This is a genomic window from Alphaproteobacteria bacterium, assembly GCA_019746225.1.
In the GTDB taxonomy this organism is placed as follows: domain Bacteria; phylum Pseudomonadota; class Alphaproteobacteria; order Paracaedibacterales; family VGCI01; genus VGCI01.
This window is the reverse complement of record JAIESE010000013.1, coordinates 63991-77412: the sequence shown is the minus strand read 5'-3', so window position 1 is coordinate 77412 and position 13422 is coordinate 63991. Positions and strand designations below refer to the sequence as shown.

The window sequence follows — 13422 nt, the reverse complement described above, 5'->3', positions numbered from 1 at the left end:
TACAAAAGGTTTACTCCTTCCATAGTGAATTTTTATAAGGAGATACCCATGAAATTTATATCGAAGATCGTTTTTATAAGTTTGCTGGTTTTGGGGCAGGGTAGCGGATATGGAACGGAAACCGTACTGAGATACAATAATACATTTATGTACCCTAAACGTTACCTTGTAGACCAGCGTGTTTCAGATGACGACAAGTCAGTAACTGTCCAAGAATGGATTGATGGGTTGCATGAAGATGATTTGTCATCAGCTACTGTGGTTGATTTGTCCCGCAATCAAATAGGGGATAAGGGGGCTAAAATTCTCGTTGAGTGGATTTTAGAACACCTAAATAGGGTAAAAGAATTTGGGTTATCTAGCCATTTTAGAGAGTTGAATTTATCCCATAATCCCATCAGTGAAAAGGTGAGCGCCGTTTTTGTTCCCTTGTTGCTCCACCCAAAATTTGAACGTCTTGTATTAAAAGGCACAAATGCAGGGTGCTTGGATGGACAAATTGCTATTCGAGAGGCATTAAAAGCTAAAATCCCAGAGCTTCCTGCAGGCCTTTGTTATTACTTGATGGAAAGCCGTGAAAGTATCGTTGATAGATTCTGCAACAAAATAGTTCTTTCATCGGGAAGGGCCTTTGAGTCTCATGAAAGTGTCTATCCTTCAGTTATAATAACTCAATATTGTAGCGAAGCAATTCAAAAAGTCCGAGGTTCTGGGATAGATAAACGCTACCTTGTCGATAAGCGTGTTTCAGATGACGACAAGTCAGTGACTGTTCAAGAATGGATTGATGGGTTACACGAAGATGACTTGTCATCATTTACTGGGATTGATTTGTCTGAAAATCGAATTGGAGATGAGGGGGCTAAAATACTCGTTCAGTGGATTTTGGAGCATTTAAATCGTTTAGAAGAGTTTGGACTATCTCGTCATTTTAAGGAATTAAATCTATCCTCTAATCCCCTTAGTAGCAATGCAGGAACTATCTTTGCCCCTTTGTTACTGCATCCAAAGTTCGAGCATCTCGTGTTAGTCCGTACAGATGCCGGAAGCTTGGATGGTCGTGAAGATATTCGAGAAGCCTTAAGAGCAATAATTCCCGAACTTCCTCCAGAGCTTGCTTTCTATGTCTCAGAAGATCGTGAAAGTGTTGTTGAAAGATTCTGCAACAAAATTATTTATTTGCCCAAAGGGCGCCTCGAATTTCTTAAGAGTAGTACGAGGGCGAGCGTGTTCAAACGTCATGTGGACTATTATCATTCTCATTTGTGAAGGACATAATGCAATTTCTTTTATTAGTGCAACCTAAAGCATTAATTGTTACTTTGTGTTATTGGTGAATTTTAATGCATCCATTGCAAAAAGGTGCCCTAATGAGGCTGATCTTTGAAGAAGATTATCCTCCATGCATTTCAAATCTCTAGATTTGAGAACTCTATTATCATTGTTCAAGAGAGAAGCAAGAAGCCAAAATGCGTCAGAGTTGTTTTGTACAGCTGCAGCGAAAAGCCAAGGCTTAGCTTTTTCATACTCATCAATTCCAACATAGATAGACCCGATATAGGACATTGCGGCTGGTTTGTGTTGTAAAGCCTCGGTTGATTTTGTTTTTAATGTTTCAAAATCATCATGCCAATCTAGTTCTTCGAGAATGACATCCTTATCATCTGGCAGTGGGTAGGCTCTGGCACCCCTTTGGAGATAATCATTAACAGGATCTTCTGTTGTCTTAATTGCAGTGGATCTATTAATAGTGAGACTATAGGGCTGGGTAGAGGGTGGAATACTTGAAGATTCCTCTTCAGCCTTTGTTCTTACAATGGTTTCAGCTGCACTATTAGAGACCGAATAAAAACATGGGCATAGAGAAAGAATTAGTACTAACAGAGGGATGTTCTTATATTTCATGATGCTTTCTCTTCTTGCCATAATGTAAAAAATGCATATCCTTTTGTCTTTTCAAATTTGCTCAAAAATTCAGTGGTTTTATTGCTTACTCTACAAAAAGGAACATTATGTACGCTAATAACGCATGTCGTCTTTCCATCCAAGGAATTGTTCCAGAAAGTCAAGATCGGCATCTGTAGTTTCATCATCTGCTTCTAGAAATGCAGCTGTAGAACGGTTCATCATAGCTTCAATGTACGATTTGGCCCGCCGATTGCCCCCATCTGCTAGTTCTTTTGCCTTTCGGACACCTTGTTGAAAATTCTTTTTTGAACCAAAGAATCCTTCTGTTAAAGGAGCAACTTCAATTCTAAATCGAGCTTCGGGACTCCCAAGATCTGAAGCTTCTTGGCAAAGTAATTTAGCCACCTCAACATCTTTAGGAATCCCAACATTTCTCAATCCATGATAGGCTGAGCTCAATTTAAGGAGCGCATTTACGTTGCCTTGAGCGGCTGAACTATAGAGATAATCTCTTGCATCTTGTTGTTTACGTGCCCTTGTGGAAATTAAATACATTTCAAGTTGAGCACCAGCATGGCCAATAGATGCTGCATGTTCTATATGCGTGAAATCTTGGAATTTTTGAAATATGGATTTACCTGCTGAATAAAGAACATTGGCGAGAAAGACCATTTGTGAATCCAAGGTTGCAGATTTAGGAAAATAGGGGCGAAATAATTCATTTACTACTGCACTTTTAAATTCATGGGTTTGTGGCACCCATGCTGCTTCTCCAAAAATTCCCTTTCTCAACATTTCAAAATCAAGAAGTTTGTAGTCACTAGGTGATTCGATCTGACTATAGAGGCTTGGGCTCTTTACAAAAGTTGCACTCGTAAGGAGACCTTTTACATATGGTCTAAGGTTGACATCCTTTTGAATAACTTCTGGCAAAGTTTCTATTGCTAGACTGGCACCGAGTGACAATAGAACACTCAATAGAATTAAGAGTCTTTTCTTCATTTTTCTCTCCTTGGTATTAGATTAATATACCAGAGTACGGATACATAGAAGCACCTAAGTCTACTCCCAAATGGTTGGAAAAAGCGAGGGAATTTATGAGAGTACAAAAAGATGATATAACTTCTACGAAATGAGTTTATAATGCATTAAACGGCTTATATACTTACGTAGATACCTTCAAAGGTTTGAGAGAGTTGAGTTGTAGCTTAAACATTAAAATATTTAGTGGTAAACAATGTAAATTTATAAAGGAAAATATATTTTCGTGGTTACCAGATTCAGTTCCAAATATGGCATGATTTTATTAGGAGCAAAAAGTATGTTAAAAGCAACCATATCCATTCTCTTTATATCTCATTTGATTATGTACCCCTCATTAGGGTGTGATGGAAAACTTGTCGATCATCATACCTGTGGCATTGTAAATACAATATGGCAAAAAAAAATAGTTCCCGAATCCAGAATAAAGGAGATTATGGGCGATTTATATTTGAGAAAAGATTTTGATAGCATCAAAGCCTCTTTTGCTCCTGAATCCTTCAAGAAGCTATTTGATACACAATGCATTAAGATACATCACGGATCCTTTTTGTATTTTGCCAATCTTTGTAAGTCTATTTACGATAGTAGTGATGAAAATGACAGAGTTAAGGTCTTTGAGATTCTTAAGCATGTTAGTCAACAGTTTTGGGAGATGTATGGCCGATTACAAAGGCGTAAAGAACACAAAATTCATGAATATGACTTTGAATGGGAAAGGGCCTATCATAATGAGTTTTGGGAGACTCACGAGCGTGGGATTTCTTCTGATGGATCATTGAATGCATTCTTTGGATTGAAAGCTGACACCAAACCTCACTCTGAGAAGGCTGCTTCCGTTCCCATAAAATGCCAGTGGCTCTGTGATACCACTGCCTTAAAGCCAATTGCTGATAGATTGTATGAATCTATGCGTAAAGAGGCTATTCCACTCTCTTCCGAGGAAATTAAAGGACAGCTTGCCTTCTTAAGACAGATTGATGAGACGCAACAAACAAATATCTGCAAAAGGATTTATGGCAAATCAACTGCTTTTGAAGAGAGTTTCGAGAAAATAACTACAAAGATCACGGGTGGCAGATACTTAATTTTTGCTGCGACGTGTATGAAGTTGTATGAGGAATTAGGCGAGTTTCAAGAAAAAGTTGCCCTTCTAATACTGTATCTCGAGGTTAGCAAAAGGGAAAGTGAATTCCTCTTGGCCAGAAAAAAGCAACGATACCTGCAAGATATGAAAGAAGACTCTTATCATTAGGATTTTGAGTATTTTAAACCAGATTGATCTTAGAGGTATATCTAAAACGAAGATTTTGCCCTTGAAGGGGTCGACCAATGAACGCAAATAAACTTCTTATCTCACCTTTGGGTCAAGACGGAGGCCCTGCATATAATGCAGTAGGTATTGAGACCCCAATTCAAGTTATCGTCTTTGATGCGGATCTGATCCAGATATTAGTTGAGAACTTTCGAGAGTTTTACAGAGCAGCTAATGAACAGGTGGCATAAATATTTCAGGAGTAAAATATTTATGCCTTGGTTTTGCACCCGACCACACTGTTTTGGAAGGTCTCCTTATTGAGGTTCCAGTGAGTTGATCTTTGTTATCACTTCTAAAGGTATTCCCTTCTCTTTGGCTGTTTCACGGATAGCGGTTTGGATGGCGTCAGCTTCTTCAACTTCTTCTAATACAAGGCGTGTATATTGCTCTTCCTCTCCTTTTTCTAAGCCGTCCTGATTTATTTTCTCCTGTTTGAAGACGAAATAACGTAAGGCAGGTTTTTGAACTTGATGTTCATTTGGTTCCTCGTTTCCTTTGTCATCATTAGCTTGTGGCAATAAGCGCGTCCCAAAATTTGTAGTGGCTTTATCAGCTGTATCTATAGGAAGGCTCGGAAAGGCCCGCATGAAAGGAGCGAGATCAGCGTCGGCAGCTGCTTGTTGATAGTAGGCGCAATAATCCATAATAAGGGGATTGGAATACGGGGCTAACTGTTTAACAGGGGCAGGTGGTGTTGGTGTATTTACTTGGGTTACAGAATGTGGGTTAGGATTTGGATGAAGCACAAGCGTAACAATTGGTAATTGTAATCTTGGCACTTCTGCTTTAAATGACTTATCCTCTCGTCCAGAATCAGGTCGAAGTTCCACTCTTATGTGCATTTGTTTATGTTGAACTGGCTTTTGATCTCTGTCTCCATCGTCATCTCCCCCCCATGCCCATACGGGTGAGGTTTGTGTGAGAAGAGCCGTAAGTAATAAAATATAATGACGTTTCATGTTGTGTCCTTTCTTCAAATATCAAAGTGTTGGTTAAGGTGCTAGCGAACTCCGACGCTCTTGACAAAAGAGCGCCGGAATTTTTCAATCCTTATTGACCCTGTGGTAGTCCTGGAAAGACCCTTAAAATGGGTGCCTCCTCAGGATCGACTGCTCTTTGTTGAATACGAGCGTTATGGTCCTGAACGAGTGGATCCGTGTTTAGAGGGATCTGAGCAGCAGGTTTCTGGTGACCAACTGTGTTTAAATGATGAGGAGGAGGTTTCAGTCCAGGTCCTGCTCTTCCTGTAGAGTTCTTATGCTTTTTTTCAATAGGAGTAGAGATATTCTTCTTTCCTACTGAAGAGTATTTGACGGGACCTCCACCATCTCTTCGCCATTCATGTACTAGTGTCGAAACAACATGTTTACCTTGACAATCCCGGCCATGAGCTCCCCCTTCTTTGCCGCCCTCACCAGATTCTCCATTTCTCCCCACTGCACCATCTTGAGATGGAAAATTACAAGTCGTTCCCACTAAAACAGCACTTCCGCGAAGTCCGCCTTCACCTCCCTTTCCGGCATAACCACCATCTAGTCCAGGCGTTGCAGGCTTTCCTTCGTCATTATAGTCATAGTGTGTATCCTGCCACCACTCAAAGTTAGCTCTTCCTCTATCTTCCGCGGCATGAATTGTTTCTGTTACTTTTTTTATATCTCCATCTTTGCCAGGTGTACCATCAGCTCCATCAGCTCCATTTCCACCAATCCCTCCTTGTCCACCATCCGAATTGACAGAGAGAAGTTTTAGTCCAACAGCGTTGTTAGGATCATCACCGAAGATTTTTCCATAGAAATGTCCTCCAGGTAACCCAGGCTTTCCGGGTTGTCCATCTGCTCCCGGACTGGATCCATCTGCACCAGGAGCTCCCGGAAGCCCACTGAGATCGAAGGTTATGCCTTTTACGATGTTCCACTTTGGTGCAATAATATTGAGGGATGTTCCGTGACTTGTGAGATTCGCGTCCCCAAAAAATGTATTTAGGGAGTGCACGTAAATATGAGAGAAAGATTTTTTTAATTCCTCTAATTTAGTGTTAACGTCCGTCATTCCCACATATAGTCCTTGAACTCTCATAACACCTTCTTCAACGATAAATTCGGGAGGCCTTGTTAAGACCTGAACCTTATTAATCATTTCTCCGAGTGCCTGTGCCCATTCTCCAACGTGAAAAGGAATGTCTTTTCGAATACGTTTTAAAAAGTTGAGGCTATCAATAGCCGTTCTTAGATCTTGTGTATCAAAGGATTGACTAAAGCATTCTTTATAAGTGGTTAGAAAATGTTCAGGATCTTGAGGATTTGAAGCATCTCGAAGTTGACTCAGACTTCTTACAATATCTGAAAATCTCTTGCGTAATTCAACAGAACTGTTGCTATGATTATCAATCATCGTTCTGCAGAAGTTTTGAACGAGGCGTGTTCCCTCGGTTCTAAGATAGCTTGAAATATAGCTATTTAAGTCTTCTCCATACTGAGCGGCTAACTCTCTTGTGGCAGGAGAAGTCGCTACGTTGATATGAGGACGATTTAAAGTTGCATTTTCCTCGATGTGAACACACTTCAATAGGGCATCTCTATCAAATTGATAGTCTCCTTCATGCGTTGCTCTAGGAAGAAAAGATACTCGATTTCCATGGCGGGCTAGATCTTGAATAAGATTACTTACCTTTGGAGATATTATATTTTTAGTTTCAGCTTGACCTTCTTCAGAGGACAATCCTTCAATTAGCTCAAGGGGATGATCTAAGAATTGTTTTGTAAAAACGACTGCTAAGCTTTCATTGAGTTTATGGATTTGTTCTTCCGGAACTAAATCTGTTAATTGTTTAAGACGGTTTATAAATTCCGTACTCCTATTCCCTTCGAGAGAAGAGTATTCTTCAACTAATATGACTTTGACTTGTGGATGATTAAAGAGATCTTTAAGAACTTCGCCATTGATAAGGTCTTCTCCAGGCCCTCCAGGGTCTCCAAATCCAAGGCAATCCCAATACACTACATTATTTTTCTCATCAAGCCAAGGAGTGGCTATATCAGTTCCTCGCTTCAGGCCTTGACCAATATGAATATTAGCAAGGGGATCAACCGCAACAAGACCTATTCCCCCTCTTTCTTTTTTCTTGGCGCGAAGTTCCTTCCCAGCAAGAGCATGCATTAATGTACTCTTCCCACTCCCGGTCCGACCAAGAACTATGACTCGTGGTCGTTCCATATCATTATATAAACTTCCATCTCCTTGTGTTAATAGAAGTGTCTCTGCGATTCTGTTCTGAAAAAGAGCGAATTCAGGAACAGCTTTTTCATTTGGAACAATATAGGGAGCATGGGTAACCATACCTGGAATGCTGGACACACCTATAGGAGTAGTAACTTCTACAATGTGAGGATTTTCTCCGAGTCTCGTCCATTTTTCCAAACGGCCATTTCCGGTTTCTTGAACAGAGCTTAATTGGTAAAGGCCCTCTTCAAAACGATTGTTAAGGCGAGCTTGGTGAATAAAATCAAGACGTCTGGTTTCTTTATAAGAGGCTATATAGAAGCCTATACTAACACCTTCTTTCTTCCAACTTTCTTGAGTGATATGAGGAAGATATACACGTTCACCCTTACAGTAGATTAGGCCACCGCCGTCTCTGCCTTGCAGACATTCGGTTGACTCAAGGAGGCGTTCAAATTGATATGAACTTATATGGGCATCTCTTTGTTGATGAGGGTTATTTCCTATAGCAAAAGGTTCTATGTAAACAACTTCATTTCCTTGATGATTGGGTAGATCAAGACCACCGGCAATCTCGGGCTGACGAGGTTGTCTTTGTTCAACAACTCTTCTATTTTGCTGAGGTGGGGCTTCGTCATTCTCCCAATCATAAGATAATACGGGGGTTGTTTGTGTGAGAAGGGCTGATAATAATAAATAATAGCGTTTCATAGCATTTCCTTTCCTATGTAAGTTAAGTCAGTTTAGCTACTTGTTTTTCATGCAAAGGTAGCAAGTGAGTTGCAATGAAGCACAAGAAGCATTACAAACCTATGTGAGGAGTTGTCTGAAGTTTATCCGGAATATCTCCTCTGAGGAGGCCTCAGGGTATAAAATACCCTTAAAAATAACCGGCTATGTTCTTACATATTATCTAAGGTTTTGGCTAATAATTCAGGATAAAGGCACTTTGGAACATAATGGAACTTTTAATTTATATTATATTGAGTAGATCATTTATATATGACAGACATGAATCATAAAACTATCCTTGAAGCAGGCTCAATAAATGGAATTAAATTTACACCCCGTGAAATTGACATTCTTGCCTGTATCTTGAGTGGTAGGACGGCTAAAAAAATAGCCTCTTTTTTGTCACTTTCTCCCAAAACCGTTGAAAACTATATTCATAACATCTCTATAAAGCTTGAGTGCAATTCTCGTGAGAGCATCATTGACTTTCTTGAAGCCTCAGATAAAGTTCATCTTTTGAAACAGCATTATTCAGAACTTGTTTGTCAATTTGCCTTTGAGCAGAAGCTAAAAGAAGTCTCTAAAAAAGTTGGTGACGTTGGACCATCGTGTTCTCTAATTCTTTGGACAGAAAGCTCTGACATTTCTCAACTGGAACAGCCTCTCAAAGCTGCTGGGGTGATTGTTACACTTGAGACTCGTTGTATTCCATGTACAATGTCTTCTCTTATGAAAGAGATACAATCTCTCACTTCAAGGTATGCTCTTTATGTTATTCCAAACATCCTTAGAGAAGAACTTGAAAAAAATGAGGGTATAAAGGCATCTCAGGAGTCACAAGACCAAAATGAAAGTTCAACCAATGCCCTTTTGTTTGTGATTGATAAAAAGAAAAGAGTTCTTCTCTCCTTGGACCAAAAGACATATTTAGCCTCATTGATTGAGATTTTAAAGGTCCTCTTTCCAGGTTTTAATTTCGATGATCTCATCACAAAGCTTGATCAGAAAGGTAAAACTTCCTTTCTTCAAACTCCTACAAAAGAAGAGAAGAGTATCAAGAGTTTGTCGAAACGGAGAAGTTGGCTTGCTCTCTTTGGGTTGCTTGTTCTGATAATGTTATCATGTACTGGCTTACTGATCTATAAATGGGGCTACTATTATACAGCTCAAAGACAAACGGTTATTCGTTCAGATTTAGCTATTCCATCAGAGTCATCTTTTCTTTCACGACCAGAGCTTCTTGCCAAGATAGAGAAGAAGCTTACGGAACAAAAGGGCATACAAACCATCGCCCTCATAGCACCGGGAGGAGCAGGAAAGACGACCCTAGCAAGGCAATTTGCCCATGCACAAAAAGCTAATGTTATTTGGGAAATCAATGCAGAAACTCATGAGATGCTTAATTCATCATTTGAAGCCTTATCCCAAGCTCTCGCTCAGACTGATGAAGATCAAAAACTCCTAAAAGAGATTCAAAATATAAAGCCTATGAATAAAAGAGAAGACAGGATCACCCAATTCGTAAAAGAGCGCTTGAGGTCACATTCAGATTGGGTTCTTATCTTTGACAACGTGGAAAAGTTTTCAGATATTCAAACACACTTTCCTCAAGATTCTGCCACGTGGGGCCAGGGGAAAGTTATTCTTGCAACACGGGACAGCAACATTCAAAACAATAAGCATATTGGTAGCACACTCCAAATCGAAGAACTTACCCCTCAGCAAAAACTGGCTCTTTTTTCTAAGATTATGAGTGGGGGAAAGGAAAACGTTTTTTCACACGCACAGACAGAAGAAGCAAAGATATTCCTTGAAAAGCTTCCCCCATTTCCTCTTGATGTATCCATTGCGGCTTATTATTTAAAAACCACAAATATTACCTACTCAGAATATCTTGATAACCTAACTCACGATAATCAAGATTTCACAATAGTCCAAGAATCCCTTTTAAAGGAAGCAGGGGATTACACCAAGACGCGATATGGGATCGTTGCGTTGTCTCTTAACAAACTTATAGATACAAACAACGATTTTAGAGATCTCCTCTTGTTGGTCAGTCTTATTGATTCCCAAAATATACCTAGAGACTTGTTAGTAAAATACAAAGACCATACGATTGTTGATAATTTCATTTATAATTTAAAAAAGTACTCTCTTGTTACAGATACATCTTCTGATTCTAGTGAAGCCACATTATCGTTTCACCGTTCGATACAAGAGATCATTTTAGCCTATATTTCAAGAAGAGTTAGACTGGATAGCAACAATGAAATTTTGAAAAATATTTCTCATGTTTTAGAAGTACATACAAATGATATAATCGAAAAGGGAAATACGATAAAGATAAGACGCTTTAAAGAACATTTAGAAAAATTTCTAACCCATAATCACTTATTAAATGAATCTAATAAGGCGACGTTGGCCACAAATTTAGGATATATGTACTTTATTTTAAACGATTATATAAACTCTAGAATATATTTAGAAAAAAATATCGCTACGTTGAATTCTCTCAAAAATAAAGATGATATGCTTCTTGCCAGAACCTTGTCTTTTTTAGGAAATACATACCGGACCTTAGGTAATTATGTAGCGGCTAAAGATAGCCTCGAGAAAAGCATTTCACTTTATAAACACCATCTCCCCAACAATCAATTAGAATATAGTCGGTCCCTCTTTTATTTGGGGAATGTTTATAGAGATTTAGGCGATTATGGTCAGGCCAAAAATCTACTTGAAATGTGTATTGATATAAACAAGCATCAATCTCCCAAAGAAGATTTCTTATTATCTGAACCATTAACACCATTATCACATTTAGCGATTGTGCATTCTTATCTTGGAAACCATAAGAAAGCACGAGATCTGTTAGAACAAAGCCTTGAGATTTCCAAACGAAATTTTTCTGAAGTTCATTTCAAGGTTGCTCATATTCTAGTTCTTTTGGGGATAACTCATGGTGACCTCGGCAACTATGAGGAAGCTGCAAAATTACTCGAAGAGTCACTTGTAATCTATAAAAAGGATAAATATGAGAATAATTCGGCGGTAGCTTTTGCTTTAACAAATCTAGGAAACATTTACCGAAAAATGGGAAAGTTTGAAAAAGCTAAACCCCTGCTTAAAAACGCCCTAGAAATGTATAAGGCATATTGCCCTGAAAATACGATGAGAATTGCGAATGCCAAGGTGAATTTAGGTATCTTTGAGGGAGAAATAGGGAATTATATAACAGCAAAAACCCTTCTTAAAGAAGCTTTAGTTGTATATCAAAGTCTCCATGGTGAATCCAATATATTCTTAGCGCATATTATATTGGATCTTGGTCGAGTCTATCTTATGGAAGGAGAATTGGATAACGCTAATAATTTCCTATCTAAAGCTTTAGGGATTTATCAAAATAACAACCATCCTGAAAAATATGCAGCTCTTGAAAGCCTAGGCGACCTCTATTTCAAAAAGGCTTCATTGACTGTAAACACTCAAGGTCTCTTTAGAGATCAAGCCTATAACTACCTAAAACAAGCCTATGATATTGTAAAAGCTCATTTCCCAGAAGATTCTGCCCATATAAAAAAAATTAAAGAAAAGCTAGCTAAGGTCCAAGTGTGAGGATTCGAGGGATTTGGGGCCACTTGCAAAATTTCCCTCTTAAATTGGAAGCCTCTCAATAACTCTTTAAGAGTTATAGGTCCCAAGAATCTATCCTTACGTTTGCCTTAGGGGGTCCACAATGAAACGGAGTAGCTTTTTGATGAGACGAAACCTCACCATTTTCTGGTTCGTAACATGATTATTGAAGGAAGTAAATTCATCCTGCTTGCAGCAAATAAAGAGCTTCCTGTGCTTTCTTTTGACTCTCTTACGAGCATTGCTGAGATTATTTTCAGAAGGCGACTTCCCGCAGTTTCCCATCCTTCAAAATAGGCAATGTAATGGTGAAAGTTGTATTTTCACCAAACTTAGATGAACAAGAAATTTTTCCTCCAAATCCCTGAATAGCTGTTTGGCAAAACGCAAGGCCAATTCCTGTACCATGTCGGGTCTTGGTATAAAAACGTTCAAAAATATGAGGAAGATGCTGTGCAGCAATTCCAGAGCCCGTATCTGTAAAAACTAAAATATTTTTCGTTTCAAAAGAATTTGATGGTACCAGATTGATAAATATTTTCCCTTTTCCAACAGCAGCAATGGCATACAAAGAATTTTTCAATAAATTAAATATTACGTGCTTCATTATTTGTTTTTGGCCAAGGAACAAGAAATCATCTTTATCATCCCAATGAACCATCGTTTTTTCAGGTGCAGCAAACGGATATTCGGTTAAGGCCTCTTTTATGCATTGATTCATCGAACATAACTCTTCTTTATTGTCATCATTTCCTTCACTTAAATTGGTCAGAAGCATGTTGATCATCGTTTGTGCATTACCACTGAGCTTCTGAAGACTGCTAGGTATTTTATTGAAATTGGTATGTTCACTGTGATGAAGTTTCTTAGTTAGCAAATTTGCATCTGTAGCCTTGAGATAGGCATCTTGGTAATAGGGCATATAACGTAATAAAGCTTCTGAGTTCATCATTATGGCAGATAGAGGCGTCCGTAGCTCATGTGCTATGGAGCCAGCTAACATTTTCATTGTTTGAATTTTTTCTCTATTAGTCTTTCGTGCCCGCTGAGCAAACAACCCTCCAAAGATAAACGCCGAGCCGTATGTTATCATCAGGGTTTTGATAGTAGCAAAATCATAATATGGAAGCGGTGTTGTTATATGATGTGCAAGCCATCCTAGAAAAGTACCTATCGGCACAAGAATCATTAAAGATTCTATATCAAGAAATAAAATACATAAAACAACACCAGTGAGACTGTTGAGCGACCACCCATAAGAAAGGTCATTCTTTAAGAGCATAAAGGTAAAAAAGAAGGGGAGGGTATAAAGACAAACAATATACCAATATAGTGGTAAGAACCTCTTATAGTTTGGATGCCAACGTTTAAAAAAAACCAGTGGTATGCACGAAAGAGATATGAGCGTTCTTACCCAGATATTCTCATAACTTTGTTCATCAACAAAAAACCAGAGGATGTAGTAAATAGGATTGCTGATCAGTTGAAACAAACCATACGTGAAGTATGGATAATCTTCTTCTTGAGATTTATGAACAATTTTATTATGAATTCGACCTAAAAAATTTAGCACC

The 13422-nt window shown here is 38.7% G+C and carries 9 protein-coding genes; 4 read left to right on the top strand and 5 right to left on the bottom strand.

From position 1 onward, the window contains the following. Positions 1 to 48 precede the first annotated feature (48 nt). Positions 49 to 1269 (top strand): hypothetical protein, encoded by a 1221-nt coding sequence (locus K2Y18_02265; GenBank protein MBX9804561.1) that lies wholly within the window; start codon positions 49 to 51, stop codon positions 1267 to 1269. Positions 1270 to 1317: 48 nt separating this feature from the next. Here K2Y18_02265 and K2Y18_02260 read toward each other — a convergent pair whose 3' ends face one another. Continuing rightward, complete coding sequence (locus tag K2Y18_02260; protein MBX9804560.1) at positions 1318 to 1905, bottom strand: hypothetical protein; 588 nt, start codon at positions 1903 to 1905, stop codon at positions 1318 to 1320. A 114-nt stretch (positions 1906 to 2019) separates the two neighbouring features. Further along, a complete protein-coding gene (locus K2Y18_02255; protein ID MBX9804559.1) occupies positions 2020 to 2910 on the bottom strand; it encodes a hypothetical protein in 891 nt (296 codons plus the stop codon). Between the two features lie 319 nt (positions 2911 to 3229). Here K2Y18_02255 and K2Y18_02250 point away from each other — a divergent pair, with 319 nt between their 5' ends. Together K2Y18_02250 and K2Y18_02245 are read left to right on the top strand one after the other, a co-directional pair. Continuing rightward, on the top strand, positions 3230 to 4204 hold the full coding sequence (locus K2Y18_02250) for a hypothetical protein (protein ID MBX9804558.1): 975 nt from the start codon (positions 3230 to 3232) through the stop codon (positions 4202 to 4204). 77 nt (positions 4205 to 4281) lie between these two features. Continuing rightward, positions 4282 to 4455, top strand: coding sequence for a hypothetical protein (locus K2Y18_02245; GenBank protein MBX9804557.1), 174 nt, complete (start codon positions 4282 to 4284; stop codon positions 4453 to 4455). A gap of 66 nt (positions 4456 to 4521) precedes the next feature. On the opposite strand, the gene K2Y18_02240 is transcribed toward K2Y18_02245, so the two are convergent. Beyond that, a complete protein-coding gene (locus K2Y18_02240) occupies positions 4522 to 5226 on the bottom strand; it encodes a hypothetical protein (protein MBX9804556.1) in 705 nt (234 codons plus the stop codon). Positions 5227 to 5317: 91 nt separating this feature from the next. After that, a complete protein-coding gene (locus K2Y18_02235; GenBank protein MBX9804555.1) occupies positions 5318 to 8197 on the bottom strand; it encodes a hypothetical protein in 2880 nt (959 codons plus the stop codon). A gap of 291 nt (positions 8198 to 8488) precedes the next feature. Here K2Y18_02235 and K2Y18_02230 point away from each other — a divergent pair, with 291 nt between their 5' ends. Further along, a complete protein-coding gene (locus K2Y18_02230; protein ID MBX9804554.1) occupies positions 8489 to 11830 on the top strand; it encodes a tetratricopeptide repeat protein in 3342 nt (1113 codons plus the stop codon). Positions 11831 to 12104: 274 nt separating this feature from the next. Here the strand turns inward: K2Y18_02230 and K2Y18_02225 are convergent, their stop codons facing one another. Then, entirely contained in the window at positions 12105 to 13421 is a 1317-nt protein-coding gene (locus K2Y18_02225) for a HAMP domain-containing histidine kinase (GenBank protein MBX9804553.1), read from the bottom strand. Between the last annotated feature and the right edge of the window lies 1 nt (position 13422).

Excerpts from the sequence above, each read along its gene's own strand:
- K2Y18_02260 (MBX9804560.1), bottom strand. The coding sequence starts at position 1,905 with ATGAAATATAAGAACATCCCTCTGTTAGTACTAATTCTTTCTCTATGC.
- K2Y18_02265 (MBX9804561.1), top strand. The coding sequence starts at position 49 with ATGAAATTTATATCGAAGATCGTTTTTATAAGTTTGCTGGTTTTGGGG.
- K2Y18_02255 (MBX9804559.1), bottom strand. The coding sequence starts at position 2,910 with ATGAAGAAAAGACTCTTAATTCTATTGAGTGTTCTATTGTCACTCGGT.
- K2Y18_02235 (MBX9804555.1), bottom strand. The coding sequence starts at position 8,197 with ATGAAACGCTATTATTTATTATTATCAGCCCTTCTCACACAAACAACC.
- K2Y18_02240 (MBX9804556.1), bottom strand. The coding sequence starts at position 5,226 with ATGAAACGTCATTATATTTTATTACTTACGGCTCTTCTCACACAAACC.
- K2Y18_02230 (MBX9804554.1), top strand. The coding sequence starts at position 8,489 with ATGACAGACATGAATCATAAAACTATCCTTGAAGCAGGCTCAATAAAT.
- K2Y18_02250 (MBX9804558.1), top strand. The coding sequence starts at position 3,230 with ATGTTAAAAGCAACCATATCCATTCTCTTTATATCTCATTTGATTATG.
- K2Y18_02245 (MBX9804557.1), top strand. The coding sequence starts at position 4,282 with ATGAACGCAAATAAACTTCTTATCTCACCTTTGGGTCAAGACGGAGGC.